Source organism: uncultured Acetobacterium sp. (assembly GCF_927416815.1).
In the GTDB taxonomy this organism is placed as follows: domain Bacteria; phylum Bacillota; class Clostridia; order Eubacteriales; family Eubacteriaceae; genus Acetobacterium.
Map to the genome: position 1 here is coordinate 1 of NZ_CAKMJU010000024.1, position 26,091 is coordinate 26,091.

27 protein-coding genes and 1 tRNA gene are annotated in these 26,091 nt (G+C 40.0%); 26 read left to right on the forward strand and 2 right to left on the reverse strand.

From position 1 onward, the window contains the following. Positions 1-78: 78 nt before the first annotated feature. The 7 genes from QZ998_RS03815 to QZ998_RS03840 all read left to right on the forward strand — a co-directional run bounded on the left by QZ998_RS03815 (position 79) and on the right by QZ998_RS03840 (position 4,571). Positions 79-155 (forward strand) — tRNA-Pro (locus QZ998_RS03815). Positions 156-291: 136 nt separating this feature from the next. Further along, complete coding sequence (locus tag QZ998_RS03820; RefSeq protein ID WP_296558155.1) at positions 292-1,413, forward strand: hypothetical protein; 1,122 nt, start codon at positions 292-294, stop codon at positions 1,411-1,413. 14 nt (positions 1,414-1,427) lie between these two features. Continuing rightward, a complete protein-coding gene (locus QZ998_RS03825; RefSeq protein ID WP_296558157.1) occupies positions 1,428-2,075 on the forward strand; it encodes a YggS family pyridoxal phosphate-dependent enzyme in 648 nt (215 codons plus the stop codon). Positions 2,076-2,089: 14 nt separating this feature from the next. Further along, a complete protein-coding gene (locus QZ998_RS03830) occupies positions 2,090-2,578 on the forward strand; it encodes a cell division protein SepF (RefSeq protein WP_296558158.1) in 489 nt (162 codons plus the stop codon). 7 nt (positions 2,579-2,585) lie between these two features. Continuing rightward, on the forward strand, positions 2,586-2,855 hold the full coding sequence (locus QZ998_RS16870) for a YggT family protein (protein ID WP_366512388.1): 270 nt from the start codon (positions 2,586-2,588) through the stop codon (positions 2,853-2,855). A 36-nt stretch (positions 2,856-2,891) separates the two neighbouring features. Next, complete coding sequence (locus tag QZ998_RS03835) at positions 2,892-3,629, forward strand: YlmH/Sll1252 family protein (protein ID WP_296558159.1); 738 nt, start codon at positions 2,892-2,894, stop codon at positions 3,627-3,629. Positions 3,630-3,653: 24 nt separating this feature from the next. Further along, positions 3,654-4,571, forward strand: coding sequence for an RluA family pseudouridine synthase (locus QZ998_RS03840; RefSeq protein ID WP_296558160.1), 918 nt, complete (start codon positions 3,654-3,656; stop codon positions 4,569-4,571). 2 nt (positions 4,572-4,573) lie between these two features. Here QZ998_RS03840 and QZ998_RS03845 read toward each other — a convergent pair whose 3' ends face one another. Next, entirely contained in the window at positions 4,574-6,346 is a 1,773-nt protein-coding gene (locus QZ998_RS03845; RefSeq protein WP_296558162.1) for an NFACT RNA binding domain-containing protein, read from the reverse strand. Between the two features lie 336 nt (positions 6,347-6,682). Between QZ998_RS03845 and QZ998_RS03850 the strand changes: the two genes are divergently transcribed. The 13 genes from QZ998_RS03850 to QZ998_RS03910 all read left to right on the forward strand — a co-directional run bounded on the left by QZ998_RS03850 (position 6,683) and on the right by QZ998_RS03910 (position 19,990). Next, a complete protein-coding gene (locus tag QZ998_RS03850; protein WP_296558164.1) occupies positions 6,683-7,561 on the forward strand; it encodes a YicC/YloC family endoribonuclease in 879 nt (292 codons plus the stop codon). 17 nt (positions 7,562-7,578) lie between these two features. Next, positions 7,579-8,250: a guanylate kinase gene (gene gmk, locus QZ998_RS03855; protein ID WP_296558166.1), complete on the forward strand. Its 672-nt coding sequence runs from the start codon at positions 7,579-7,581 to the stop codon at positions 8,248-8,250. A 2-nt stretch (positions 8,251-8,252) separates the two neighbouring features. Next, positions 8,253-8,516: a DNA-directed RNA polymerase subunit omega gene (gene rpoZ, locus QZ998_RS03860; protein ID WP_296558167.1), complete on the forward strand. Its 264-nt coding sequence runs from the start codon at positions 8,253-8,255 to the stop codon at positions 8,514-8,516. A gap of 12 nt (positions 8,517-8,528) precedes the next feature. Further along, the gene (gene priA, locus QZ998_RS03865) at positions 8,529-10,922 is read left to right on the forward strand and encodes a primosomal protein N' (RefSeq protein WP_296558168.1); all 2,394 of its coding nucleotides are present in this window, start codon (positions 8,529-8,531) and stop codon (positions 10,920-10,922) included. A gap of 45 nt (positions 10,923-10,967) precedes the next feature. After that, positions 10,968-11,420, forward strand: a complete 453-nt coding sequence (gene def, locus QZ998_RS03870) for a peptide deformylase (protein WP_296558170.1) — start codon at positions 10,968-10,970, stop codon at positions 11,418-11,420. Continuing rightward, positions 11,407-12,348 carry a methionyl-tRNA formyltransferase gene (fmt, locus tag QZ998_RS03875; RefSeq protein WP_296558173.1) on the forward strand — a complete coding sequence of 314 codons (942 nt, stop codon included), beginning with the start codon at positions 11,407-11,409 and terminating at the stop codon, positions 12,346-12,348. Before def ends, fmt begins: the two co-directional genes overlap by 14 nt. A 59-nt stretch (positions 12,349-12,407) precedes the next feature. Continuing rightward, on the forward strand, positions 12,408-13,109 hold the full coding sequence (locus tag QZ998_RS03880) for a zinc metallopeptidase (RefSeq protein ID WP_296558174.1): 702 nt from the start codon (positions 12,408-12,410) through the stop codon (positions 13,107-13,109). Further along, entirely contained in the window at positions 13,106-14,431 is a 1,326-nt protein-coding gene (rsmB, locus tag QZ998_RS03885; RefSeq protein WP_296558176.1) for a 16S rRNA (cytosine(967)-C(5))-methyltransferase RsmB, read from the forward strand. The genes QZ998_RS03880 and rsmB overlap by 4 nt, the downstream gene beginning before the upstream one ends. A gap of 181 nt (positions 14,432-14,612) precedes the next feature. Beyond that, complete coding sequence (gene rlmN / locus QZ998_RS03890) at positions 14,613-15,635, forward strand: 23S rRNA (adenine(2503)-C(2))-methyltransferase RlmN (RefSeq protein WP_296558179.1); 1,023 nt, start codon at positions 14,613-14,615, stop codon at positions 15,633-15,635. 4 nt (positions 15,636-15,639) lie between these two features. Then, complete coding sequence (locus QZ998_RS03895; RefSeq protein ID WP_296558181.1) at positions 15,640-16,386, forward strand: Stp1/IreP family PP2C-type Ser/Thr phosphatase; 747 nt, start codon at positions 15,640-15,642, stop codon at positions 16,384-16,386. Beyond that, on the forward strand, positions 16,376-18,292 hold the full coding sequence (pknB, locus tag QZ998_RS03900; RefSeq protein ID WP_296558183.1) for a Stk1 family PASTA domain-containing Ser/Thr kinase: 1,917 nt from the start codon (positions 16,376-16,378) through the stop codon (positions 18,290-18,292). The genes QZ998_RS03895 and pknB overlap by 11 nt, the downstream gene beginning before the upstream one ends. A gap of 175 nt (positions 18,293-18,467) precedes the next feature. Next, a complete protein-coding gene (gene rsgA / locus QZ998_RS03905; RefSeq protein WP_296558185.1) occupies positions 18,468-19,358 on the forward strand; it encodes a ribosome small subunit-dependent GTPase A in 891 nt (296 codons plus the stop codon). Further along, complete coding sequence (locus QZ998_RS03910; RefSeq protein ID WP_296558187.1) at positions 19,355-19,990, forward strand: thiamine diphosphokinase; 636 nt, start codon at positions 19,355-19,357, stop codon at positions 19,988-19,990. The genes rsgA and QZ998_RS03910 overlap by 4 nt, the downstream gene beginning before the upstream one ends. A gap of 166 nt (positions 19,991-20,156) precedes the next feature. Here QZ998_RS03910 and rpmB read toward each other — a convergent pair whose 3' ends face one another. After that, positions 20,157-20,345, reverse strand: coding sequence for a 50S ribosomal protein L28 (gene rpmB / locus QZ998_RS03915; RefSeq protein WP_084505041.1), 189 nt, complete (start codon positions 20,343-20,345; stop codon positions 20,157-20,159). 138 nt (positions 20,346-20,483) lie between these two features. Between rpmB and QZ998_RS03920 the strand changes: the two genes are divergently transcribed. The 6 genes from QZ998_RS03920 to QZ998_RS03945 are packed head-to-tail and all read left to right on the forward strand — an operon-like array spanning position 20,484 to position 26,046. Then, positions 20,484-20,828, forward strand: a complete 345-nt coding sequence (locus QZ998_RS03920) for an Asp23/Gls24 family envelope stress response protein (protein WP_296558194.1) — start codon at positions 20,484-20,486, stop codon at positions 20,826-20,828. A 12-nt stretch (positions 20,829-20,840) separates the two neighbouring features. Continuing rightward, positions 20,841-22,454, forward strand: a complete 1,614-nt coding sequence (locus QZ998_RS03925) for a DAK2 domain-containing protein (protein ID WP_296558195.1) — start codon at positions 20,841-20,843, stop codon at positions 22,452-22,454. Positions 22,455-22,498: 44 nt separating this feature from the next. Next, positions 22,499-24,538, forward strand: coding sequence for an ATP-dependent DNA helicase RecG (gene recG, locus QZ998_RS03930; RefSeq protein ID WP_296558197.1), 2,040 nt, complete (start codon positions 22,499-22,501; stop codon positions 24,536-24,538). Between the two features lie 8 nt (positions 24,539-24,546). After that, positions 24,547-25,143: a 16S rRNA (guanine(966)-N(2))-methyltransferase RsmD gene (gene rsmD, locus QZ998_RS03935; protein ID WP_296558198.1), complete on the forward strand. Its 597-nt coding sequence runs from the start codon at positions 24,547-24,549 to the stop codon at positions 25,141-25,143. Next, entirely contained in the window at positions 25,106-25,603 is a 498-nt protein-coding gene (coaD, locus tag QZ998_RS03940) for a pantetheine-phosphate adenylyltransferase (protein ID WP_296558199.1), read from the forward strand. Before rsmD ends, coaD begins: the two co-directional genes overlap by 38 nt. Next, positions 25,600-26,046 (forward strand): hypothetical protein, encoded by a 447-nt coding sequence (locus QZ998_RS03945; protein WP_296558200.1) that lies wholly within the window; start codon positions 25,600-25,602, stop codon positions 26,044-26,046. Before coaD ends, QZ998_RS03945 begins: the two co-directional genes overlap by 4 nt. Positions 26,047-26,091 lie beyond the last annotated feature (45 nt).

The following is a 26,091-nucleotide window of genomic DNA, read 5'->3' on the forward strand; positions in this document are numbered from 1 at the left end:
AAGTTTTAATCGGTTTAAATGAATTAAATAAAAAAAGCTTGATTAATCCTTCATTAATCATTATAATATATTTACTGTCTGGGTGTAGCGCAGCTTGGTAGCGCGCTTGACTGGGGGTCAAGAGGCCGGAGGTTCGAATCCTCTCACTCAGACCATTTTTATTTAAGGTGAATATATGGGACAAATTAAAAGAAAAAATAATAGACGAGTCAATTCTTTAAAGAAAATTGTTGTTGGCATCGTTTTTTTTTTATTGTAGCAATAATTCTTATCTCAAGTTATCGGGGTAATATGAGTTTATTGCTCGAAAAAAAAGAATATACCGAATCCTATAAGACAGAAATGTATTTTTTTAAGGATATCGATTACCGGGTTATCGATGATTTCCAGGCGGGCGATCTTTCTCTTGTTGAAGGCGAAAAGGCCAATGGATACAAACCGCTTACCAATACGCCCAAGGTTGTCAATACTGACTATTTAAACGAGCAAATCGCTGTGATTGACACAATTATTCAAGAAGAGTATTATAACAATTGGAGCCGGATTGTCGGCGATATTGTGTCTAATTATCAGGGGATTTCCAGTATTACCAATCAGATTGGAGAAACTGAACGGGAACGGAAAAATTTCCTGATTGAATCGGTTCAATATATGGGACTTGATTTAGCGGCTCTCCAGCAAAAACGCCAGACGTTGGTGGGATTGCTGGGTGGAGAGCCCAGAAATATCGCTTTAAATGGATTAGGTTTGCTATCAAGCGGATATGTTTACACAAGCATACAACCAGTTGAAAAGGCATTGAGTGAAAGTATGCTACCCTACATTAATACGACATTTTTAAATACCGCCAGCAAGGTTGATCAGGAATCAGAAGAGGTCTTGAAAGTTGTCAATAATGACCATATCTATGTTGCTTTTACGATACCCAATGATGTAACTGTTATGGGAGAAGAAGAGGTTGTCGCTTTTAAGACTGAACTAATGGGTACGGCTGACACTGGGATCAATCAGGAATACTTTGATTTTCTGATTAAACGGGTCGATCAGCTTTATTATTTCCCGAAGCTGCGGTTTGAGTATGAAGACAAGGTATACTCTGGCTATTTTGTTGATGTCGTGAATGAAGGCAATCAGAAAATCGTTGTCTTGATGCTTAAAGATTACGTCAATGATTTTGCAAAGGTCGTGATCGGTAAAACCGATGTCTATATTCAGGATTATAGTGCTTATGAAATACCCAAAAGCGCCGTCTATAAACAAGATGATGAGACGATGATCGATACGGTAACAAAGGGATATTTCAGCGAATCACTGCCAGTGGTGGTAGAAAAATATAATAACGGCAATGCGGTTTTAAGGACTAGAGACAATCCAAGCTTAAATAGCGGTATGCGTATTAGTATTTATCCATAAGGATGTGAAAAACTGTGATTTCAGAAAATATCAAGCGAATAAAATCAGGAATACCAAATCATGTTACCCTTGTAGCGGTTTCAAAATATCAGAGCTTAGAGGATACCATTGCAGTTCTCGATGCGGGGGTTTATGATCTTGGCGAGAGCAAGGTTCAGGATTTTATCAAAAAATATGAGGTCTTAGGGGATCGTCCGCGGTGGCATTTTATCGGGCATTTACAAAAGAACAAGGTTAAATATCTGATTGGCAAGACATTTCTGATTCACTCAGTTGATTCAATTGAATTGATTGATGTGATCGAACGGGAGAGTAAAAAGCAGGGGATTGCAACTGATGTGTTACTGCAATTAAATTTGGCAAGAGAAGACAGTAAATCTGGAATTCTTGTCGAAAACCTGGATGAAGTATTAAGCATTATACCTGGATGTCAATTTGTGAAGGTCAAAGGTCTGATGGCAATGGGTCCATTTACGCAAAATAATGATAAAATTCGCGAGATTTTTGTGGAATTAAAGCGAATTTATGATAGAATAAAAGAGGAATCTGTCGATACGGCGATTCAAATGGATTACCTGTCGATGGGTATGACGGATGATTATACAATTGCAATAGAAGAAGGCTCCAACATGATACGAGTTGGACGCAAAATATTTAGTTAGTTAGGAGATATACAATGGCAGCAGAAAAATTTAAGGATAAAATTATTAAGGTTTTTGGCATGGAAGTAGACAATGAGGATGGTTACGACGAGATTTACGAAGAAGATGTGTACGACGATGATGTCGAAGATACTAAAAGTGCCTTCAGTGCGCCAAAGGCAAAAAAGTCAACGCCATCAAGACGAAATGAATTGTCCCTTGACGACGGGCCAGAAGTTTTAGTATTAGAACCTGAGGTTTTTAAAGATGCTCCAAGTATTTGCAATAAGATTCGAAATAACAAAACCGTAGTACTGAATTTGAAAAATACCGATTATGAAAATGGTCGAAAGATATTTGATTTTTTAAGCGGCGCTTTGTTTGCATTGGATGGATCGATCAATAAAATTGCCGATAATGTATTCATTTTAGCCCCGAAAGCGGTAGCTGTTTTAACTAATCCCCAGCAGGACGATTTAGATTTTAACGCGCCCATTTTAGAGTGGGATGAGGATATGGAATAGGTCTCATATGATCCAGGGAATACTCATTCAAGCGGGCAACCTCTTATTTCAATTGGTTACGCTGTTAATCTTTGTCAATATTGTTTTTAGTTGGGTAAGCCCTAATCCAGAAAATATTTTTGTAAAGATCGTTTATGGCCTAACTGAACCGATTTTATCACCATTACGACGATTTGCAGTCATTGGTCGATTGGATTTATCAGCTTTTGCGGCAATCCTAATCATGCAAATGGTATTATTTCCGCTATATAAAATGCTGATTATGTTTATATTTTAAATTAAGTTCAGACATAAAATGTTGAAGGGATGTCTTATGACAAATAAGAAAGATATTTTTTTGTTATCACGGATTGCTGATGCGTGCGATAAAAATTTCGAACCCTGTTTTTTTGATTTTTATGATGAAGTTTTTCAAGAGAAGATTGAGGACACCATTAAAAATAATGGTGTCCCTTATCTATTTTTTGGAGGACATCCTGAGGCCGAGCGAAAAATGCTCTGTATCTATCCCGAGTATATTTTATCAGAGGATCTCAAATGGCCAATCTTTGCGATTGAGTTTGACAAAACAATGCCATTAGATCATCGCAATGTCCTAGGAGAACTGATGCATCTCGGGATAACCCGGGAGAGTATTGGTGATATCGATGTCGGTGAGGAGATCGTCCAGATCATAGCGCATCAACGGCTACAGGACTTTTTATGGATCAATTTCAATCAGGTTAAAGGCAGAGAAATAAAAACTACAATCAAAGAATATCAACAGATTCTGTGTGTAAAAAAGAATTTTAAACGGATATCTGTGGTTGTGGCTTCGAACCGGCTTGATGGGATCATAAACAAAATATGGGGGTTTTCCAGGCAGAATAGTTTAATTTTTATTAAGCAGGGCAAGGTGCGGGTAAATTATTCAGAGATTAGCAAAAATGATTTCAGGTTGAAATCCGGCGATATTTTATCACTGCGTGGCAAAGGCAAGGCGAAAATTATCAGTATGGATGAGCGAACAAAAAAGGGTAATATCCGTTTAGAAGTGGATCGATACATATGAGTACAAAAAGAAGGAGCTTTCTTTATGACTAAACAGCGTAATGATTTTATAGTGCCAGAAGAGACAGCGCAGCGACTGGATCATTTTTGCTGTGCATTGCCGGGAGACTATTCAAGAGAATATATTAAACGATTGATTACTGCCGGAGACGTATTGGTTAATGGCCAGAAAAAGAAAGCCAGTTATCAGGTAAAGCCAGGGGAAAGCATTACCTTGATGATTCCTGATCCCATCCCATGTCATATGGAAGCAGAAGATATCCCGCTTGTCATCATCTATGAAGATGACGATGTGATCGTTGTTAATAAGCCCCAGGGAATGGTCGTCCACCCAGCCCCGGGAAATAGCAGCGGAACCCTAGTAAATGGATTGCTTTTCCACACCAGGAATTTGTCAAATATTAATGGGGTGATGCGACCAGGGATCATTCACAGGATTGATAAGGACACCTCCGGCTTACTGATGATTGCCAAAAATGATGTAGCTCATCGGAGCCTATCTGAGCAGCTAAAGGAGCATAGCATCCTCAGACGCTATTATGGTCTGGTAAAAGGTAATGTTAAAACAAATCGCGGCACGGTCGATATGCCGATTGGCAGACATGAACAGCTTCGGATAAAAATGGCAGTGGTGGAAAAGAACTCAAAATCGGCGATTACCCATTTTGACGTGGTTAAGCGGTATGCTCAGTATACGCTGCTGCGTTTTCAACTGGAAACCGGTCGAACCCACCAAATCCGGGTTCATATGGAGAAAATTGGACATCCACTGGCAGGAGATCCATTGTACGGCAAGGGTGATAAGAACAACCCCTTTAAAACAGAAGGACAATGTCTCCATGCTCATACCCTCGGCTTTACACATCCGCGAACCGGAGAGCGCCTGGTTTTCAGAGCTCCGATTCCACCAGATTTTAAAGCAATACTAAAAAACTTGAAATAGTTCTAAATAGAATCTGTGATGACCGTCATTGCCTCAACACCATCCTGAGTTGGGGTTACATACATGGTGTTTTGATTGGTGAAGATAACCATCCCCGGTTTGGCCTTGCTGGGCTTTTTTAAGTGTTTAAACTCAAGATAATCAACCGGAACATTGCTGGAGCCTCGTGACTTACTGTACCAGGCGGCCAGATTACCAGCTTCCAGCAGGGTCTTTTCAGTGATAAACCGTCCACCCGCGACAATCAGCACATGGGAGCCAGGGGCATCTTTAACATGAAGCCAGCAGTCTTCGCTCTTCCCCATTTTAGTGGATATGAAATCATTTTGATAATTATTTTTACCAACAAAAATATGGAACCCTTCGGAGGAAAGATAATGTAATGGCTTTGAAGGAAGCTGTTTCTGCTTGTCCTCTTTGGATAGCGCTTTCTTATTAAATTCAGAGTGAAGAAATTCATGGCGGATTTCATCCAATTCAGCCAACTCAGTCGATTGGTTTAAACTATTGACCAGGCTCTCCAGATAATAGATTTTTTCTTCGGTTTCTAAAATATAGCCAACCAGATGTTTTAGTGCTATTTTGCTTTTGTTATATTTTTTATAATAATGTTGGGCGTTTTGAGCCGGGGTTCGGTTGACTTTCAGTGGAATATCGAGAGTCTGGGCATCGGGATCGTAATAGTTAACCAAGGTCGCAATTTCCTGACCTTTTTCAATCGCATAGATATTGGCGGTGATTAAATCGCCGTAAAGCTTAAACTTCTCGCTTTTGTGAGATGATTCGACATCCTGTTGGAGGTTGTCCAACTTCTTGATATTTTTTTTGACAAGAATGTCAAGCTGTTGACGCAGATTAGCCGCTCGTGTTTTAAAGCGAAGCGCCTTATCGCGTTTAAAATAATACTGCTCAAGCATTTCAGAAATCGACGGGTAGGATTCATAACGATGATCAGCGCGTAGATAGTGGAGGTCGACAGTTGAAAAATCTACCATTTTTCGACCGATATAGATAATCATCGGTTTTGCAACTTGCTCTATTTCTGCAATAACCTGAGTAAACCCCTCAGATAAAAATTGCTTGTGTTTTTTTGTCAGGTCGGATACGTTAGCATTGGGATCAATACCGCTTCGGAAGGCAATCTCTTTTGCAATATTGGGACTGATACCGAGAAAGGTCTGAATAAAAAACTTCTCCACTGACAAGTCGCGATGATTGGCTAGAAGCGCATCGAAATGCTTGTCGCCCAGGTCAAGCAGAAAATCGTGACGATTATTCTCCGGCGGATAAATATAATCTCTTCCCGGAAGAATTTGGCGGTAGCGGCTGGAAGTCGAACCTACTTTTTTCATCGAATCGAGGATTTTCATGGATTCGTCAACCAGGATAATATTGCTATTTCGACCCATTATTTCAACCAGTATTTTTCGAATAACCGTTTCATTGAATTCGTTCTTAGATGAAATAGAAAGTTCCATGATACGATCGGTTTGATGCTGGGCAATATCAACAAGTGTTCCGTTGAGAATGTACTTTCTCAAGACCATGCAAAAATTGGGCGGGGCACTGGGGTTTTCTTTAACCTTTTCAGTCAGATAGGCGCGGGGATTACTTGCATTAGCCGAAAGTAAGAGATGATGTTTTTGATTTCCGTGGTTAATCAAAAGACGAATTTCATCCAGTTCTGGTTGAAAGACTTTTCGTATACGACCTCCGATTAAGAGGGGTTTAAATTCTTCAATTAAGTGATACAGGGTAACGCCGTCATAAGCCATATAAATGCTCCTTTCAAGAGGAAGGTTAGTGATGGGATGATTTTATCACGTTCCTGGCCGATGTTAAAGGATTTTTAAAATCAAGATATAAGAATATGTTAAGTAAAGTATAACTAAAATCTATTTAGTGTTTAATAAGTAGGGAATCGTTGACTTTTTTATAAGGATTAGATATAGTGTATTGATTAAACATCTATGGTAAGAAAATAAGCGATAGTGTCTAATAATCTTTCAGTTTAGATAATGCGTGCAACTAAAAAAGTGTCCAAAAATGAGTTTGATTTTTAATTATGTTGAAATTTACCAGGTTTATAAAAATGGAAATGGAGAAACATCATGAAAAGTATGACAGGCTTCGGGCGAAAAGATTATCGTGATGAGGAAATTGATTGTTCAATTGAAATAAAAACGATTAATCATCGATTTAGAGATTTTTTTGTTAAAATCCCCAAAACCCTTAATCCAATCGAAGAAAAAATCAGGAATACAGTTTCGCAAAGTATTGCAAGAGGACGGATCGAGATATTTATCAAGTATACGGAATTGGGTATAAAGAATCGTCGAATTGTCTTTAACCGCGATCTAGCAAAAAATTACATTTCGGTATTAAATGAAATCCGTCGACTTGATTCAATGATTGGAGATGATCTGAGTTTATCCTTGATTTCAAAATTTCCAGATGTCATTATAATTGAAGAGGACATCGATGACTATGAGAATATCTGGCTCAAAATAGAACCGGTTTTGTTGACCGCGCTAGCGGAAGTCAACGCGAGTCGCGATCGTGAAGGAAGCGCGTTAAAGGCCGATGTAGTCAATCGTTGCAGCACGATTCAAAATTATGTTCAACAGATTAGCGATAAAAGTCCGGAAATGCTGGAACGATATCGAAGTGAACTGCGGGAGAAAATATCCTCTTATGTAGACTCGGTTGAAATTGATGAAAAACGGTTATTAACTGAGGTTGCTGTAATGACCGATAAGTTGAACATCGACGAAGAATTGACCAGGCTTCAAAGTCATCTTGATCGTTTGGAAGGGATAACTGAAGAAACCGAACCGATTGGCCGAAAACTGGATTTTCTGATCCAGGAAGTGAATCGTGAAATCAATACAATTGGGTCAAAAGCCAGCGATTTGGCGATTGCAAATTGTGTCGTCGATGTAAAAAGTGAGATTGAAAAGATAAGAGAACAAATACAAAATATTGAGTAGAGGTGTTAAATAAGTTTATGAGTGATTGTCCAGTAATAAACCAGAATTTAAAACAAGAATATTTAACGGAATCTTTTTTCGAACGAGAAAAGGGTATTCTCATTGTTATATCAGGACCCTCCTGTGCTGGCAAAGGCAGTGTATGCAAGATCATTTGTCGCAAGAACCCCGATCTCAGACTGTCAATTTCTGAAACAACCAGGCAACCAAGAAACAGTGAGAAGCACGGTCGAGATTATTTCTATATTTCCAAAGCAAGTTTCGAGGAAAGAATTGAACAAGGACAATATCTAGAGTACGCCACAGTTTATGAAAACTATTACGGAACACCTAAAGATTACGTCGAAGACTTATTGGAATCGGGATTTGATGTTATCCTCGAAATTGATATCCAAGGCGCTGCAAAGGTTCGATCCAATTACAAAGAAGGTATTTATATTTTTATCGTGCCACCATCGATGCAGGAATTAAGACGGCGAATTGAAGAACGGGGAACCGAGAGCAAAGAACAAATGGAAATGCGTTTGAATTGTGCCTATGAAGAAATGAAAAATGCTGATGATTACAGTTATATTGTCATTAACGATGATCTAGACGATGCGGCACAACGGGTACAAAGTATTATAACGGCTGAAAAATGCCGAACTGAACGACTAAAAAATAAAATTGAAGATATACTTGGGAGGTAACAATGCGATATCCTGCATTAAATGACTTAATTAAATTAGCGGACAATAAATATTCACTGGTTTTGGCAACCGCCAAACGAGCTAGAGAAATAGTGGAGGGTGATGAACCGTTGGTCAAAATAAAAATTGACAATCCCGTTACAATAGCAACCAATGAGATTTCCGAAGAAATGATCCATTGTGTGCACAAAATACAGGAACTTGAGGGTGATTCAATAAGCTTTGATACCCCGGAGAATCAGGAAGCATTAGTATTAACGGAATAGGGTTTGCTGATTGTGAAAATAGCCGAAGTTTTTATTAACCAAACCAACAAACGTATCGATCATCCCTATGACTATCTGATACCCCAGCAGCTGGAGACCATTATTAAAGCAGGGATGCGCGTTGTTGTACAGTTTGGTATCGGAAATCGGCGGGTGGAAGGTTTCATCCTTTTAATTAAAGAAACAAGTGATTTTTCGGGCAAAATTAAAGAAATTACAGAAATTATCGATAACCAACCAATTTTAAGTAAAGAACAAATAGACTTGTGTCTTTGGATGAAGACCACCTATTGTTCTTTATTTTATGAAGCCCTTTCTTATTTTACCATGTCAGTACAAATTAAAGTGGAGACCTGTTATTACAAAAGTGCGGGCGGCTTTGACCTAAACTTAAATGAGCATTGGTTTTTAGAGCATTATTATTCAAAAGACAAGAATATGCTGCTGCTCAAAAAAGTAAAGCCAGAGGATCGCCTTACTTTGATACGACTGGTTGAGAGAAGGATTCTTTATGCTCAAAAGCAATGGCAGCTAATCAGTGATTTAAACGACGAAGAAGTAACTGCGGAAGCAAGCTATCAACTCACCGATCTGGGACGAGTAGCCCTGGATAGCGATAAAAAATTAGGGAAAAAGCAGCGTGAATTACTGGAAAGTTTACGCAACAATGATATGATGGCAGCAGATCTTAAAATGGTGTCGCTACAATTTGAAAAGAGCTTAAATCCGTTGATCAAAAAAAACTACGTCAATAAGGACAAAGTTTTAAACCATCAACAGCAACTCAATCTGTCAATATCAGAAAAGAAAGAACGAGCAGTTATTTTAACAGATCGAGAGCAGGAAGATTACGACCGGTACCTGGAATTATCAAAAGTGAAATCGGGTGTTTTTTTTCATGTTTTTGATGGTGTCAGTAAATATCGACTATTTTTTAAAGCTATCGAAGACCAGTTGAAATCTGGCAAGTCGGCGGTGATTATTTTTCCGGAAGTCAATATGACATTTCAGCGAATGGAAATGTTTTACAAGTACTTTGGCAAACAAGTCGGAGTTTTTCATGGGCGGCTTAGTCAAAAACAGCGAGCAGATCTAGATCAGCGGGTTCGAGCCGGTGAATTGAGAGTTGTAATTGGAGTGCGGACAGCGCTTTTTTTACCATTTAAAGACCTCGGTCTTATCATTATCGATGATGAGCATGATTCCTCCCATATCAGTATTGCAACACCACGGTTTCATATTTCCGATATTGTTAAAAAAGCAAGTGAAACAATCGGAGCTGCTTATATTATTGCCGATGTCAGCCCTCGGGTGGCAACCTGGTATAAAATCGAAAAAAATGAGATCGCGAAGCTTCAAATCGGACAAGAAACAAAACGGCGACATGCTATCGAAATTGTGGATATGCAAAAAGAAATGCACCAGGGAAACATGGGTATTTTAAGCAAAGTCTTGCTTAAACATTTAAAAACCAGCTTTGAAGAGCAGCGGATGAGCGTCCTGCTGATTAATAACAAGGGTTATGCAAATAGCGTTTTATGTCGTAATTGTGGTCATGTAGAAAAATGCCCGCATTGTGGCGTCTCATTAAAATACATCAGTCAGCAGCATTCCTTGCGTTGTCAATACTGTGCTTATCAAAAGGTGGTTCCGTTACGGTGTCCAGAGTGCGGTAGCGATAAAATCAGGCACATGGGCTTTGGAATTGATCAGTTAGAAGAATATCTCGGAAAGACTTTCCCAGGTATCCGAATTGGTACTGTTCAAGGAAGTATGAAACCAACCGAAATAAAAAAAATGAACAGGGCTATTGCCAGTCGAAAAATTGATGTTTTAATCGGAACACAGGTTGTCAGTAAACACTTTAATCTAAACAATATTGGAGTTGCGGCGGCGATTCTGATTGATCGCGATCTTAATCAGGGTAATTATCAGGCCTCAGAAACAGTTTATCAGACCTACAGCCGCTTTTTCGAAAAAGCTATGGATGGTACGTCAAAGGGACTGATTCAAACCCACGAACCCGAAAATGAAACAATTTATTCGATTAAGAATGATAGCTTTGAGGAGTTTTACCGAGGCGAAATCCACTATCGCAATTTACTGAAATACCCGCCGATTGTTCAGATGATCTGCTTAGGTGTATTTCAGAAGAATGAAAAAGAAGTAGAAAATGATGCAGTGAAGCTGTATCTGGCTATAAAAAAAGAAATTCGAGAGTTTGGAATAGAACACACAATTTACAAACCGGTGCGAATTGGGGTCAGCAGAGGCGGAAACATTAATTATCAAATTGTAATAAAGACATCAGAAGCAAAGGTTTTTCAAAATTTAATGGCAAAAATTATCAGTCTTGGTATAATTGAAGAGATAAATTCAAAGGTTTCCATTCAGATTGATCTATAAAAAATGCCTGAAATGTGTAATATAATAATAAATTAGGAGGATAAAATGGCAATTCGACAAATCAGAATTGATAACGACCCAATTTTAAGAAAGAAATCCCGGGTTATCGAGGAAATAGATGAAAAAATAAATATATTAAGTAACGACATGGTGGAAACGATGAAAAAAGCCGATGGCATTGGTTTGGCCGCGCCTCAAGTCGGCATTTTAAAACGTTTGTTTGTTGTCGATGTGGGAGACGGACCAATGATCTTTATTAACCCGACCATCATTTCGACTGAAGGCGAAGAAGAAGATGAAGAAGCCTGCCTCAGCCTACCGGAACAGTCTGGCTTAGTTAAACGACCAGAATCATTAGTGGTTGAAGCAACCGATCTGGATGGAAAAGTCTTTCAGCTTTTTTGCGCTGATTTGCTGGCGCGGGCAGTTTGTCATGAGCTTGATCATCTCGATGGTATTTTGTTTATTGATCGAGTTGAAAAAGATGAAAAAAATTAAGGTGATATTCATGGGAACAACCGATTTCGGCGTTCCTGCTCTGGAAAGTTTAGTGTCTGCCGGGTATAATGTCGTCGCGGCAATCTGCCAGCCGGATCGACCCAATAAAAGGGGGAAAAAGGTTGAGATACTGCCACTAAAAACTAAAGCATTAGAGCTGGGTATCGCAGTTTTACAGCCTGATAAAATAAATGAGCCGCAATTTATTGAACAGTTAAAGGGGTTTGCAGCAGATATCTTTATCGTTGCGGCCTATGGACAGATATTATCGAAAGAAGTCTTAGAAATACCGCCTTATGGGGCATTAAATATCCATGGTTCACGATTGCCGGAATATCGGGGGGCAGCTCCGATTCAACGCGCCATCATTGATGGAAAAGCAACAACAGGGGTCACTATTATGCAGATGGGCGAAGGGATGGACACCGGAGGTATGCTGTCAATGGCAGAAACTCCGATCACTGAGACCACAACTTTTTTAAGTCTTTACCGAGATTTGTCAGTTTCAGGCGCAGCTTTAATGATCAAAACCCTCGAAAACCTAATGTCAGGATCGCTAAAGCCGATTCCACAAAATGATGCACTGGCAACCTATGCCGAGAAGATCCAAAAGGATACCGGACACATCAACTGGACAAAAAGCAGTCGGGAGATCCTGTTTTTGATAAATGGAACTGATCCCGCGCCAGGGGCATATATTATTTATCGCGATCAAAAAATCAAGTGCTTTCTCCCAGAGATCGTTGTTTGCGAAAACCAGCAAAAACCGGGAACCATTATTATTAGCAATGACCGCGATGGACTTGTTGTTAAAACCTGCGATGGTGCCATAAAAATCGGGTCAGTTCAAGCGCCAAATAAAAAACGGATGGAGACCACTACATTTTTGCGTGGGAATAAATTAGAGATTGGAACTATTTTAAACTAGTCTAAGCAGTTCTTTAGGAAATGATGCTAAGATTAAAAGAAATTACAGGAGGAAATGCAATGTTTTTTTTAGAGTATTATTGGACGATGCTGATACTTGTGCCGGGAATTATTTTTGCCGCCTATGCTCAGATTCAGGTGAGCAGTGCCTATAAAGCATACAGTAGGGTTCCAACAAAAAATGGTTTGACCGGCGCCGATGCGGCTCGGCGACTATTAAATGCCAACGGCTTGAATGCCATTAGTATTGAGAATGTTGCGGGAAATCTAACCGATCACTACGATCCCAGAAACAAAATTATGCGTTTGTCTGCTGGCGTTGGACAACAGGCTAGCGTGGCAGCGGTTGGCATCGCAGCTCACGAAACAGGTCATGCGATTCAGGATAAGGAAGGCTACTGGCCACTGCGGTTTAGAAGTTTCATTGTGCCAATTACTGGTTTTTCCTCAAATTTAGCCTGGCCGATTTTTTTTATCGGACTTATATTCGGGCAAAGCTCGGGTTGGGGGACGACCTTTATGAATCTGGGGATTATTCTATTTTCATTTAGTCTCTTTTTCACAATCGTTACCTTACCGGTAGAATTTAATGCCAGCAAGCGAGCCATTGCCGCATTGGCGGATAATAATCTGTTGCAGCCGGGAGAAGAAGTTGGCGTTAAAAAGGTCTTAAGGGCGGCAGCACTGACCTATGTTGCGGCAGCGGTGATGGCTTTATTAACGTTGGTCAGATTACTTGTATTAAGAGGTTCAAGAGATTGAAAAATATTCGAAAACTTGCGCTGGAAACGCTATTGAGAATCAACTATGACGGAGCCTATTCGAATTTAGAAATTAAAAAAACCTTGCAACGCTTTGCTATTAAAGATGAAGACCGTCGTCTTTACTTAAATATTGTTTACGGTTGTCTTCAGAATCAGATCTATTTGGACTATCTGATTAAACAGCAAAGTAGCCGACCGGTGAATAAATTGCATAAAGAGGTCAGTGAAATATTAAGGATAGCCATTTATCAACTTTATTTTTTGGATAAGATCCCTAATTATGCGATTGTTAATGAATCGGTTAATTTGGCTGCAGAAATTCAGCCCCAGGCTAAAGGCTTTATCAATGGTGTGCTACGAAACATTATGCGAAAAATTGAGAAAGATGGAAAAGAATTCAAATTTGAGAATTGGGATAATGAGAAAGAAGCTTTATCGACACGCTATTCGGTGCCGCTATGGATTGTCCATAAATATTATGAAGTTTATGGGACGGAGAAAGCCGAAGCAATTATTCCGATGCTGAATGAAAAACCGCCATTTACGGTGCGATGTAATACCTTAAAAACATCAGTCGCTCAATTGATAAAAGATTTACAGGATGCTGGGGTCGAGGCCATCCTCGGAGAGCTGTCACCAAATGCCATCCATCTGACCAACCTGGGAATATTTGAGAGCAATATTGAGAATTCCCGCTTATATAGAGATGGTTATTTTCTAATCCAGGATCAGGCCGCGATGCTGACGGTTGAACGGCTAAACCCAAAACCGGGATCCCGGGTTTTAGACATGTGTGCGGCTCCAGGCGGAAAAACAACCTATCTGAGTCAAATGATGGAAAATCAGGGACAGATTATTGGCCGGGACGTGTATGCCAGTCGGTTAGAGCTTGTCAAACAGAGCAGTCAGCGATTGGGTTGTAAAAATATCAGTCTTGAAGATCAGGATGGCTGTAAGTATACATCAGCTGACGAAGAATCATTTGATAAAATTCTATTGGATGCCCCATGTACCGGTCTAGGTGTGATCAGACGAAAGCCAGAGATAAAGTATCATAGCACCAAAGAAGGCCGCAAGGCATTAGTGAAAATGCAGGCGACTTTGCTTGAAAATGCCGTTCGGTATTTAAAACCCGGAGGCGAGTTGCTTTATTCAACTTGCACCATCAATCAAGATGAAAATGAAAATCAGATAAAGAAACTGTTGCTTAAATTTCCCCAGTTGCAGATCATTCCAGATCAAAATGGAAATGACTTTACCTATACCAGTCCATTAATGGATGGTTGCGACAGCTTCTTTCTGTGCTTGTTGAAAAAATAGTGAAGCGAGTAGCGAGTCAGTAAACAACTAGCCGATAAATAATGCCAACGAAATGAAAGTCCTTTTTATAAAAAAAGAATTTTGAAAAAATTGAATTCGTTCAATATTTTTGATATAATAAGACAGTCTATGTAAAGCATCCCGTTAAGTGATATGCTTCTCTGATAGCATAGGAGAAAACATGAAAGAAAATATTTTTGGAAAAGATATCAATGCCTGTGAAGCGGTCATGAAAGACCTTGGTGAAGCTAGGTATCGTGGAAAACAATTGTATCAATGGCTATATGAAAAAAGATGCAACAAATTCAGTGAAATGACCAATTTCTCCAATGAATTAAGAGAAAAACTAACTGATAAATATGAATTGTTTCATGCTAGAATACAGCTTAAACAGGAAGATCATCATGATCGCACAAAAAAATATTTAATTGAGCTAGGCGATGGTCAATACATTGAAGCTGTGTTAATGCACTACGAACATGGCGTATCGTTATGTGTGTCAACACAGGTTGGATGTAATATGGGGTGTAAATTCTGTGCCTCCACAAAAGGTGGTAAAATCAGAGATTTAAGTGCCGCAGAAATGTTAGATCAAATCGTTTTAGCGGAAAAAGCAGAAGAGCTGCGAATTTCGAATATTGTAATTATGGGGATTGGCGAACCGCTTGAAAATTATGAAGAAGTAATTAAATTTATTCGCATTGCTAATACTGGCTTTGGAATCGGACAGCGAAAGATCAGTCTTTCAACCTGTGGAATTATTCCCGGAATCGAAGCCTTAGCTGAAGAAAATCTCCAGATCAATCTTGCCATATCGCTTCATTCTGTTTTTTCAGAACGAAGAAAAGTGTTGATGCCGATCGCAAACCGATACGAGTTGGAGCCTTTGATGGATGCTTGCAAGGCTTATTTTAATAAGACGGGAAGACGCATTACCTACGAGTATGCTTTAATTGATGGCTTTAATGATCGCGATGAAGATATCGCTGGTTTAATCAAGCTTTTAAAAGGAAGTCAAAATCATTTGAATCTGATTGGTTTAAATGAGGTTCAGGAATCAGCTTATAAAGAGAGCCCCCGATTGAATTATTTTTTTGGGGAACTGGAAAAACACGGAGTAAATGTTACGATGAGACGAAAAATGGGAAGAGAAATTGATGCAGCATGTGGTCAGCTTCGAAAAAAAGAGATGAGGATAAGGTGAGTATATGAAATGTGCCTATGGATCCAATGTTGGATCATTAAGAAAGGTAAATCAAGATGCCTATTTGGCAGCAACCATAAAAAACGTTGATCGTATTTCTTATGTTTTTGCAGTGGCAGACGGACTTGGAGGACATCGCAGCGGCGAAATTGCAAGTAAAACGGCAGTGGATTTTATTAAAAACAATTTATCAAATATTCACAATTATTTTGATCCTGAAGAGATGATGTCTTTTGTAAAATCCATTAATCTAGAACTTAAAAAAATTGGTGATGATGAACCCGCTCGTTTGGGCATGGCAACTACCCTGACCATGTGTATCGTTGACGGGAATTATTTATGTATTTGTCATGTCGGCGACAGTCGCACCTACAGCATTACAGCTGATCAAATCATCCGCTTAACAAAAGATCACTCGCTCGTTCAGATTCTCGTCGATGAAGGAAAAATAACCCAGGAAGAAGCAGAAATACATCCTCAAAAAAATGTAATTACGCGAGCCTTGGGAACAGACAATTCAGTCAATGTCGATTTTTATCGCTACGAGATCAATCCCGAGGCAATCTATCTTATCTGTTCGGATGGCCTTTTTAATATGGTTTGTGACCAGGATATGAAGACTATTATTTTGGAAAACAGCCTGGAAGATGCAGCAAAAAAACTCATCGATCTGGCCAACATAAACGGAGGCAAGGACAATATCACCGTTGTTCTGTTCAAGCCTCTAGAAGGGGTGCCGAATGCTCAGTAGAACATTAGGAAAACGCTACGAAATTGTCGAGTTAATTGGACGAGGTGGGATGGCCTACGTTTATAAAGCGCGTGATTTAAAACTAAATCGTTATGTAGCAGTCAAAGTACTGCGTGAAGAATATACTGAAAATGAGCAGTTTATTAAGAAGTTTGATCGCGAATCACAGGCTGTTGCCTGTTTGTCACATCCTAACATTGTCGGTGTCTATGACGTTGGCGTTCAGGATAATATCTATTACATCATCATGGAATATGTTGATGGGATTACATTAAAACAATATTTAATGAGAAAAGGTCGTCTGGAATATACCGAAGCGACTCGATTTGTGATGGATATATCCAACGCCTTACGTTGCGCACATGAGAATAAGATTATCCATCGGGATATCAAACCTCATAATATTCTATTAACCCGGGATCTAGTTCCCAAGGTGGCAGATTTTGGCATTGCCCGTGCGATCACCAGCTCAACGGTCACGATGACAAATCAAACGATGGGTTCGGTTCATTATATTTCACCGGAACAGGCCAAGGGTGGATTTGTCGATGAACGATCAGATCTCTATTCGCTGGGGATATTATATTATGAGCTGTTAACTGGAAAGCTTCCTTTTGATGAAGAAAATACGGTAACCATTGCCATCAAACATATCCAGGAAGAGATTGTGCCACCAAAATTATTGGAGCCTAAAATTCCGGAACGGGTTAATCAGATTGTCGTTAAACTGACTCAAAAAAAACCCGATGAGCGATATCAGAATACTGATGAGCTAATGGAAGACCTGGAAGCAGTATTGGAAAATCTGAGTTTTGGAGCTGGCGATGGTAATCATCTGGGTAATGATACCCACATCATCCGCGAAGGTCTGTTTCACGTTGAGAATACTGGCAGTCATGCCACGGTCAATCCTGACGACGAAGAGGATGATGAGTACTACTATGAAACTCCAAAAGAGACAGCGGCTAGAAAAAAGAAGCGTAAGGCTATTCTTATTTCAGTCTTTGCGGTGGTGGCGATTCTGGCGATGAGTGTGATAGCTTTTGCATTATTCTCTGGCAAGACCGTTGAGGTACCCGATATTAAAGGAAAAACAACTGCAGAGGCGAAAACTGCGCTGGAAGAATTAAATTTGGATCTCGAAGTTGAAAAAGAGATTTATAGTGCTGATGTTGAAGCCGGACAGATTATCACGCAAAATCCCGAGAGTGGCAAAGAGCTGCAAGGTGGGAAAACCGTCAAGGTTACTGTCAGTAAGGGTGTTAAGACCGGAACCATCCCGACAGTTGTTGGAATGAGCGAGACAGAAGCAATAAAAGCTATTGAAGCGGCTAATTTTGTGGTCGGAGAAATTAAACGAGAGTTTAATGGGGACTATAACGCTGATATTGTTTTCCAAATGAATCCAAACGGCAATACCACAGCCAACGAAGGAACAAAGGTTACGATTTATGTCAGCAAAGGTGAAAATCGTGTCACCGTGCCAAGCGTAATTGGTCAAGCAGAAGCCGATGCGAGAAGTACCATCGCTAATGTGGGGTTGACAGTTGGGGCGATTAGCCACGAGACCAGCAACAATTATGCTAAGGGAATAGTGATGAAGCAATCTCCCACTGATGGTAATCAGGTTGGAAATGGATCCGAGATAGCGCTTGTAATCAGTAGTGGTAAGCGATCTACACAGAAATTAACGATCGATTTAAGTGAGTATATTCAAACCACGCCAGCAAAATCGGTTAAGGTTCGCGTTGTTTTAACCGCCGCCGATAAAACTGAAACGGTGGTTTATGAAGGCTCAAATATGTCAGACGATGTTTTTTCAGTCAATGTCGAAGGTGTTGATCGAGAAACATATGAGGTGTTTATTGATGGATCCAGCGTCGGCACTGGCTATATCGATTTTTGATAAAAAATTTATAACGATATCTACGGGTTTATATAACAATTAATCATTCAATTCGTACATTTCCATGAAAGGTTCGACGAGAACGATATTTCAATTGATTGTAGAAACCCGTATTTATTTTAGTAGATTTTGTCGGATTAGAAAAAAGTAAAAACACAACACGGAGGTTTAATAATTGATATCAAACGAACAGCTGCAGGGAAAAATTATCAAGGGAATTGGCGGATTCTATTATGTTAAAACAGATCAGGACAATAAGGTATTAGAGTGTAAGGCAAGAGGTGTGTTAAGACATCAGAAGACGATCCCCACGGTAGGTGATGAAGTAATGATTCAATCGGATAATCCTGGAGAATGGATGATCGAATCAATTCTTCCCCGAAAAAATATCTTTATAAGACCGCCAGTGGCCAATGTCGATATTGGTCTGATTGTCTTTTCAATGACACATCCCAAACCAAATCTACTGCTCCTCGATATGCTTTTAATCAGTTCAGAAATTCAGAATGTCGTGCCGATCGTGTGTTTTACAAAAAGGGATTTGACTAGTTCGGCTGAAGAAATCGCAATCAAAGAAATCTACGAAAAAACGCCATATAAACTGTTTTTCTTCAGTAAGAATGATACAGCCACAATGGATGAGATAATCCTCGAAATAGGCGGTAAAACAGCCTTTATGGCCGGTCCGTCAGGGGTTGGTAAATCGACGATGGCAAATTACTTATGTGCTGATCAAACGATGGAGACCGGTGCCCTGAGCCAAAAATTAAAAAGAGGCAAACATACGACTCGTCATGTGGAGTTGCTAGAAACCAAGAATGGCGGTTATTTACTGGATACCCCGGGGTTTTCTTCATATGAAATTTCGGATATGATTAAACCAGAAGAATTGCGGGAGTACTTCCCAGAATTCTCGCGTGGCGAGTGTCGATTTAAAAGCTGTCTTCATAAAGAAGAACCAGGTTGTGATGTTAAAAAATCTGTTGAAACTGGAGAAATCAGCGCAGTCCGATATGACCATTATTTAAGTCTACTGGAAGAGATAAAAAAGGATCAGTATCGATGAGGGTGATTATATTTACAAATGGTGAATATAAGAATAAAGATTTTTATGAGGAATATTTAAGGGAATTTAAAGCCGATTATCTGATCTGTGCAGACGGCGGGGCAAACTACGCCAGAGAACTGAATATCAAACCAAATATAATTATTGGCGATATGGATTCAATTACGGCAGAAACCAAACTATTTTTCAAAGAGACCAGTTTTGAATGTTATCCGACTAAAAAAGATCAAACAGATACCGAACTGGCGATTTTTCACGCGATTGAAATAGGGGCTACTGAAGTGGTTATTCTTGGCGGCCTGGGTTCCCGGATGGATCATAGTCTGGGTAATATCTATTTGCTCAAACGCTTTTTGGACGTTGGCATAGCAGCTGAAATAGTTAATGAAAACAATCGCATTCGCTTAATCAGGGAAACGACAAGCTTTCATTTTCCAATTGGAAGCACCGTTTCAATATTACCGATTGACGGCAATGTCGAGGGATTAACGATTAGCGGATTTGAATATCCCATTACCGCAGGTCAGATGACGATCGACAAACCTTATGGGATCAGTAATGTGACAAATAATAACACTCAGCAGATCGTTTTGTCAAAGGGGATGTTACTACTTATTATTTCGAAAGACTAAAGTTGCGGGAGTGAATTTAGTGAAAGAAAAATAGTCAGAGAGTCTGATTTTTCAATAGGGTCAGCACATATCAGGCGGATAAAGTTAATCGCTTAAAATTGTTTTGGCGCAAGAAAAAAGAGTCTAATTAAAGACTCTTCAACTATTGTTCTGAAGATAAAAGAGACTAGGCTCTTTCGACTTTACCGGATCTCAAACAACGTGTACAAACACTAATTCGTTGTGGTGTGCCTTCAATTACAACTTTAACTCTTTGCAAATTGGGTTTCCAAACTCGTTTATTGTGTTTATTTGAATGACTAACCTGGTTGCCACTTACAACGGTTTTTTTACATACAAAACATTCTTTAGCCATGACATAACCTCCCTTACGCTTACCTTTTATAAAACAAGGTGTATTATATCATGAAAAATAAAAATAAAGCAATAGAAATTTTGACTTAAGTGGAATTATTATGTAAAATAGATTATTATTAAAAAAAGGAGCAATTCGATGAAAGTAAATAGTGAGTTAGGTTATATTGATATCACCCGAAAAGCAATTGCAGATATTGCTGGAAACGCCGCAATGGAGTGCTATGGTCTGGTTGGGATGGCTCATAAACGGGGAAAGGACGGCTTGATAGAAATTCTTTCAGGTGATCAGGCCAATAAAGGAGTAGGTGTGATCATCGAAGATGAGCGCTTAGTGATAGACCTATATGTGATTGTAGAATATGCTATTAAAATTTCGGTTGTTGCAGAAAATATCATAGCTAATGTAAAATACCGGGTCGAAAAAGAAACATCATTAAAAGTGAAGCGCATTTCTGTGAATGTTGTCAGTGTGCGTGTGTAAATGGAGGTCAGAATGAAAACCCAGACAATTGACGGAGAAATGCTTATAAAAATGTTTCGTTTTGGGGCTAAAAATTTAGAAATTAACAAACGAATTGTCGATGAACTGAATGTTTTTCCGGTACCGGATGGTGATACCGGAACAAACATGTCACTGACCTTTAGTCATTCGGTTTCCGAATTTGATAAAATAGAAAAACTAAATGTCTATAGTGTTGCCAAATCGGCCTCGTCAGGAGCCTTGATTGGTGCCCGGGGTAATTCGGGGGTGATCCTTTCGCAGTTACTAAGAGGGTTTGCAGAAGGTTGCAAAGGCCAGGAAGTGCTCGATATCCAAGTTTTAGCAGGCGCCATAAAGCTAGCATCAGATGTCGCTTATAAAGCAGTCATGAAACCCACCGAAGGAACGATTCTTACCGTCGCCCGGGAGATGGGCGAGTTTGCAATCGCGAAACACTCTGCTTATGACAGCTTGGAAAGCTTTATTACGGATGTTATTGCACACGGTAAGGTCACCCTCGAAAAGACTCCGGAGTTGCTTCCTGTTTTAAAAGAAGCTGGCGTGGTCGATGCCGGCGGACAGGGTCTGATTTGTATTGTAGAAGGGGCTCTAAAGGCACTTCTAAACGAAGAATTAGGGATGGAGCTGGAGATTAAACCAAGCAACCTCGACAAGTTTGTCGACGACTCCCACATGAGACCCGAAGATATCACCTTTGGTTATTGTACAGAGTTTATTATACAAGAAGCTGCTGAGGTCGATGAAGCCGAATTAAGGGCCTATTTGGACACCCTGGGAGACAGTGTTGTTGTCGTTAAGGATGATGCCATCGTCAAGGTTCATCTACATACCGATAACCCTGGGCTGGCATTAGAACGAGCCGGTAGCCTAGGCGGCTTAATCCGAATTAAAATCGACAATATGCGGGAGCAGTTTGCATCCAAGGGAAGCAAATCAGATGAGGCACTGATGCCCTATGGATTTATCGCAGTTTCACCGGGTGACGGGCTAACAAAGCTCTTTAAAGACCTCGGGGTGACCCGAGTTATTTCAGGTGGTCAGACGATGAATCCCAGCACCCAGGATTTTTTAAATGAGGTTGATCGACTGAATGCGGAAACAATTTTTATTTTCCCCAACAACAGTAATATTATTATGGCAGCCAAACAAGCCAGTGAAATATCAGATAAGCAGGTTCACGTGATCGCTTCAAAAAATATCCCTCAATGTATCGCGGCGATGTTGGCGTTTTCCCCAGAGATAAAGCCAGCCGAGAATGGTGCGGCAATGTCTGATGCCATCAATCATGTGGCCACCGGGGAAGTGACTTACGCGGTCAGAGACACGAAAATTAATGGTTTGAAAATTAAGAAATCGAATGTCATCGGGATTACCGAGGGTGAAATCAAGTTCACTGGAAAAAACATCAAGGGCGTTACCGAAGAACTCCTTACTGATATGGTAAACGAGGATAGTGAGCTGATCTCTATTTATTACGGAAAAGATGTTTCCGAAGAAGATGCCATTAGCTTAGCTGAAGATTTGACCAACACTTTCGAGGAATGCGATGTCGAAATGCATTACGGCGGACAACCCTTGTACTATTACATTGTCTCAGTTGAGTAGTATTTAATCGAAATTCAGAGAAAAGATGAATATGAGGAAAAGCCATGAAATGGGAAGATTCACTGGATAAAATAAAAGGGGTTGGACCCAAGCGGCGAGAAGCTCTGGCGACGGCTGGGATTAAAACAGTGGGTAATCTTTTGTCTTATTATCCCAGAAAGTATCTTGACCGCAGTGTTTTTGGAAGTCCTGAACTATTTTGTGAGGATCAGGAAATTTCCCTTAAAGCAATTGTTTTAGATAAGGGGCGGCTCAATCGGATTCGGGGAAATCTGTCGATCTATACAGTGCCACTGCTATGGGAAGAAAAAAAACTGTCGGCCGTGTTTTTTAATCAACCCTATTTAAAAAACACCTTCCAGGAGAATCACGATTATTATTTCTACGGTAAGGTTAAAAAAGCCTACGGGGAGATAAAGATCACCAACCCGCAGTTTGTGATTGCCAGTAATCCAGGTAAATTTTTTGAGCTGACACCAGTGTACCGGAAGATTCAAGGGGTTCCCAGCAGTGTCATTCCAAAGATCTTGAGTCAATTATTTGCCAGCGATTTGGAGATCCCGGATTCGATGCCGGAAGAAATTCGTTTATCTGAAAAATTAATGGACATGAAAAGCGCCTTAAAGGGTATCCATTTTCCCCAAAAGGCGGAAGATGTCATTAGGGGGACAGAGCGGCTCAAATTTAATGAAGCCCTGAAAATAAACATGGGGATAATCGCCAGTGCCCGGGATAAAAGCTACTCGGATATCGCAATTAATCTATTTTCTGGTTTAAAAGCTTTTATCAGTAGTTTACCCTATGATCTGACCAACAGCCAAGAATCGGTGATTGGTGATATGGTCGCTGATTTAAAAAGCGGTCAAGTCATGAATCGACTGGTTCAGGGTGATGTCGGTTCTGGTAAAACGGTTATTGCGGTGATTGCCGCCTGTCTGATGGCGCAAAATGGTTATCAGACAGCCTATATGGCACCTACTGAGATCTTGGCACAGCAGCATGGACGTAGCTTTAGGGAGCTTTTAAGAAATACCGGCATTACTGTGGAAGTAGTGACTGGAAGTCTGAAAGCCAAAGAAAAGCGCGAGATTCTAGATCGGGTCGCTAAGGGAGAGGTATCCGTGATTATCGGTACCCATGCATTGATCCAGCAGGCGGTCGATTATTATAATCTGGGGTTGGTGATCACTGATGAACAACACCGTTTTGGAGTTAAGCAGCGGAGTCAATTATCATTAAAAGGAAAAAAGCCCCACACCATGGTTATGAGTGCCACGCCGATTCCCAGAACATTGGCGTTAATACTGTACGGCGATTTGTCAGTATCCTATATCGATGAGCTACCAAAAGGCCGGAAACCGATTAAAACCTACTGTTATAATGAAGCATCACTGCATAAAATTCTGGGGTTTATCGAGGCGGAGATGTCAAAAGGCCGGCAGACCTTTGTGATTTGTCCATTTATTGAGGCATCCGAAGAGCTCGAAGCGGTACGGGATACGGAATCGGTCTATTTGGAGGTACAGCAAAAAATTGAATCGAAATATCGGCTTGGATGCCTGCACGGTCGTCTAAAAAGTGATGACAAAGAATCAATCATCAAGGCCTTCAACCAGGGTGAGATCGATTGCCTCGTTGCGACCAGTATTATTGAGGTTGGTATTGACGTACCGAATGTTAGCACGATGGTGATTCTCAGTGCCGAACGATTTGGACTATCCCAGCTTCATCAGCTGCGTGGTCGGGTGGGACGGGGAAGCCATCAGTCGTTTTGTTTTTTAGTTACCAATTCTAAAAGTGAGGAGACCATCGCTCGGATGAAGGTGATTGTGAATAATCGCAACGGCCGAAAGATCGCTGATGAGGATTTTAAATTGCGGGGACCTGGGGACTATTTTGGCTTTAAACAGCACGGCTTGCCTAAACTCGGGTTACTCAACCCCAGCGAAGAGTTGGCCTTGATTAAACGCACCAAAGAAATTGCGGCGATCATTTTTGAATCCAACAATCTGGAAATGATGACCTTTAGAAACGACGTACTGAAATCATTTTATATCGATATAGCAGATATATCTTTTAATTAGGAGGGGAAATGAGAATAATTGCCGGTGAAAAGCGTGGGAAAAAATTGGTGACCATTACAGGTAATAGTATCCGACCAACGGCAGATAAAATCAAGGGGGCTATTTTTAATAGTCTTCAAAATGAAATCCGCGACGCGACTGTATTTGTGGACTTGTTTTCGGGAACGGGAGCGATGGGGCTCGAAGCACTCAGTCGGGGAGTGGCATCGGCATATTTTTTCGATATTGCAAAGGAGAGCATCCAGACAACAAAAAAAAACATCAGCCTGCTGGGTTACGAAAATCGAGCCAAGGTCTTTAATCAGTCGGCTTGCAGTGGGATAGAAATGTTGGCTCAAAACAAGGTGAAATGTGATGTGATCTTTATTGACCCGCCATATTGTCAGGTCGAGGAGATTTATCAATTACTAGAAATGATTTCTGGAAAAGAAATTCTTTCTGAGCATGGAAAATTAGTGATAGAAACAGAAAAATCTGTTATAATGCCATTAGTAAAAAATAAATTAACGTGTTACAAGTCAAAAAAATACGGTATCACGACAATTAGTTATTATTCTAGGGAGAATTATGAGCACAAAAATTGCAGTTTACCCCGGGAGTTTTGATCCCATAACAAAAGGTCATCTCGACATGATTGAACGAGCAACCAAAATATTTGATAAGGTGATTGTTTGTGTGATGGTTAACAGCAGCAAAAATTATCTTTTTTCCTGTGAGGAACGGATTGGCTTAATTAAAGATTGCCTTCACGGAATCGAAAACGTTGAAGTTGATTTTCATGATGGTCTTCTGATCGATTATGCACGAATGAGAAAAACCAATATCATTGTCAAGGGGCTTCGGGCTTTTTTGGATTTTGAATATGAATTTCAAATGGCATTAACCAATAAGCATCTTGATAATGAGATTGAAACTTTTTTTATGATAACAAGCAATAAACACTCGTATTTAAGTTCGACATTAGTAAAGGAACTTGTTAAATATCAGGGGGACGTATCCGATTTTTTACCTGAAAATGTAGAAAAGGCGATACAAAAGAAGTATGAGGAAGGATGTATGAAATGAGGGTACTTGACTTATTAGCAGAATTAGAAGAAGTCGTGGAAAAAGGAAACACGCTTCCCTTTTCATCTAAAGCGTTAGTAAATCCTGAAGAAGTGATTGAGATCATTGATGAAATCAGAGATTCGCTGCCGGAAGAACTGGCAGAAGCAAAAAAAATAGTTGCTGAGCGTAAAAAAATTATTTTTGCAGCCCAAAGTGAAGCAGACCATATTAAAGCAGAGGCAGAAAAGCGACTAAGAGAATTAATTGACACGAATGAAATAACAAAAAATGCCACAGCCAACGCCAATGAGATTATGCGAAACGCAAACATGAGCGCCAAGGCCTTAAAAACAGGTACGCAAAACTATGCTGACAAGCTGCTCTATAGTTTTCAGATCCAGTTAAAAGAAATGAACGATCAAATTGAACAGAATCGGCGAGAGTTAAAAAACATGAAATAATTGGCAATACTAGGGTTGTGTGATGAACACGGCCTTTTTTATGCC

What these genes read in the sequence shown, in the direction of transcription:
- QZ998_RS03820 (WP_296558155.1), top strand. Translation starts at nt 292, where the DNA reads ATGAGTTTATTGCTCGAAAAAAAAGAATATACCGAATCCTATAAGACA.
- QZ998_RS03830 (WP_296558158.1), top strand. Translation starts at nt 2,090, where the DNA reads ATGGCAGCAGAAAAATTTAAGGATAAAATTATTAAGGTTTTTGGCATG.
- QZ998_RS16870 (WP_366512388.1), top strand. Translation starts at nt 2,586, where the DNA reads ATGATCCAGGGAATACTCATTCAAGCGGGCAACCTCTTATTTCAATTG.
- QZ998_RS03835 (WP_296558159.1), top strand. Translation starts at nt 2,892, where the DNA reads ATGACAAATAAGAAAGATATTTTTTTGTTATCACGGATTGCTGATGCG.
- QZ998_RS03840 (WP_296558160.1), top strand. Translation starts at nt 3,654, where the DNA reads ATGACTAAACAGCGTAATGATTTTATAGTGCCAGAAGAGACAGCGCAG.
- QZ998_RS03845 (WP_296558162.1), bottom strand. Translation starts at nt 6,346, where the DNA reads ATGGCTTATGACGGCGTTACCCTGTATCACTTAATTGAAGAATTTAAA.
- QZ998_RS03850 (WP_296558164.1), top strand. Translation starts at nt 6,683, where the DNA reads ATGAAAAGTATGACAGGCTTCGGGCGAAAAGATTATCGTGATGAGGAA.
- gmk (WP_296558166.1), top strand. Translation starts at nt 7,579, where the DNA reads ATGAGTGATTGTCCAGTAATAAACCAGAATTTAAAACAAGAATATTTA.
- rpoZ (WP_296558167.1), top strand. Translation starts at nt 8,253, where the DNA reads ATGCGATATCCTGCATTAAATGACTTAATTAAATTAGCGGACAATAAA.
- def (WP_296558170.1), top strand. Translation starts at nt 10,968, where the DNA reads ATGGCAATTCGACAAATCAGAATTGATAACGACCCAATTTTAAGAAAG.
- fmt (WP_296558173.1), top strand. Translation starts at nt 11,407, where the DNA reads ATGAAAAAAATTAAGGTGATATTCATGGGAACAACCGATTTCGGCGTT.
- QZ998_RS03880 (WP_296558174.1), top strand. Translation starts at nt 12,408, where the DNA reads ATGTTTTTTTTAGAGTATTATTGGACGATGCTGATACTTGTGCCGGGA.
- rlmN (WP_296558179.1), top strand. Translation starts at nt 14,613, where the DNA reads ATGAAAGAAAATATTTTTGGAAAAGATATCAATGCCTGTGAAGCGGTC.
- QZ998_RS03895 (WP_296558181.1), top strand. Translation starts at nt 15,640, where the DNA reads ATGAAATGTGCCTATGGATCCAATGTTGGATCATTAAGAAAGGTAAAT.
- pknB (WP_296558183.1), top strand. Translation starts at nt 16,376, where the DNA reads ATGCTCAGTAGAACATTAGGAAAACGCTACGAAATTGTCGAGTTAATT.
- QZ998_RS03910 (WP_296558187.1), top strand. Translation starts at nt 19,355, where the DNA reads ATGAGGGTGATTATATTTACAAATGGTGAATATAAGAATAAAGATTTT.
- rpmB (WP_084505041.1), bottom strand. Translation starts at nt 20,345, where the DNA reads ATGGCTAAAGAATGTTTTGTATGTAAAAAAACCGTTGTAAGTGGCAAC.
- QZ998_RS03920 (WP_296558194.1), top strand. Translation starts at nt 20,484, where the DNA reads ATGAAAGTAAATAGTGAGTTAGGTTATATTGATATCACCCGAAAAGCA.
- QZ998_RS03925 (WP_296558195.1), top strand. Translation starts at nt 20,841, where the DNA reads ATGAAAACCCAGACAATTGACGGAGAAATGCTTATAAAAATGTTTCGT.
- recG (WP_296558197.1), top strand. Translation starts at nt 22,499, where the DNA reads ATGAAATGGGAAGATTCACTGGATAAAATAAAAGGGGTTGGACCCAAG.
- rsmD (WP_296558198.1), top strand. Translation starts at nt 24,547, where the DNA reads ATGAGAATAATTGCCGGTGAAAAGCGTGGGAAAAAATTGGTGACCATT.
- coaD (WP_296558199.1), top strand. Translation starts at nt 25,106, where the DNA reads ATGAGCACAAAAATTGCAGTTTACCCCGGGAGTTTTGATCCCATAACA.
- QZ998_RS03945 (WP_296558200.1), top strand. Translation starts at nt 25,600, where the DNA reads ATGAGGGTACTTGACTTATTAGCAGAATTAGAAGAAGTCGTGGAAAAA.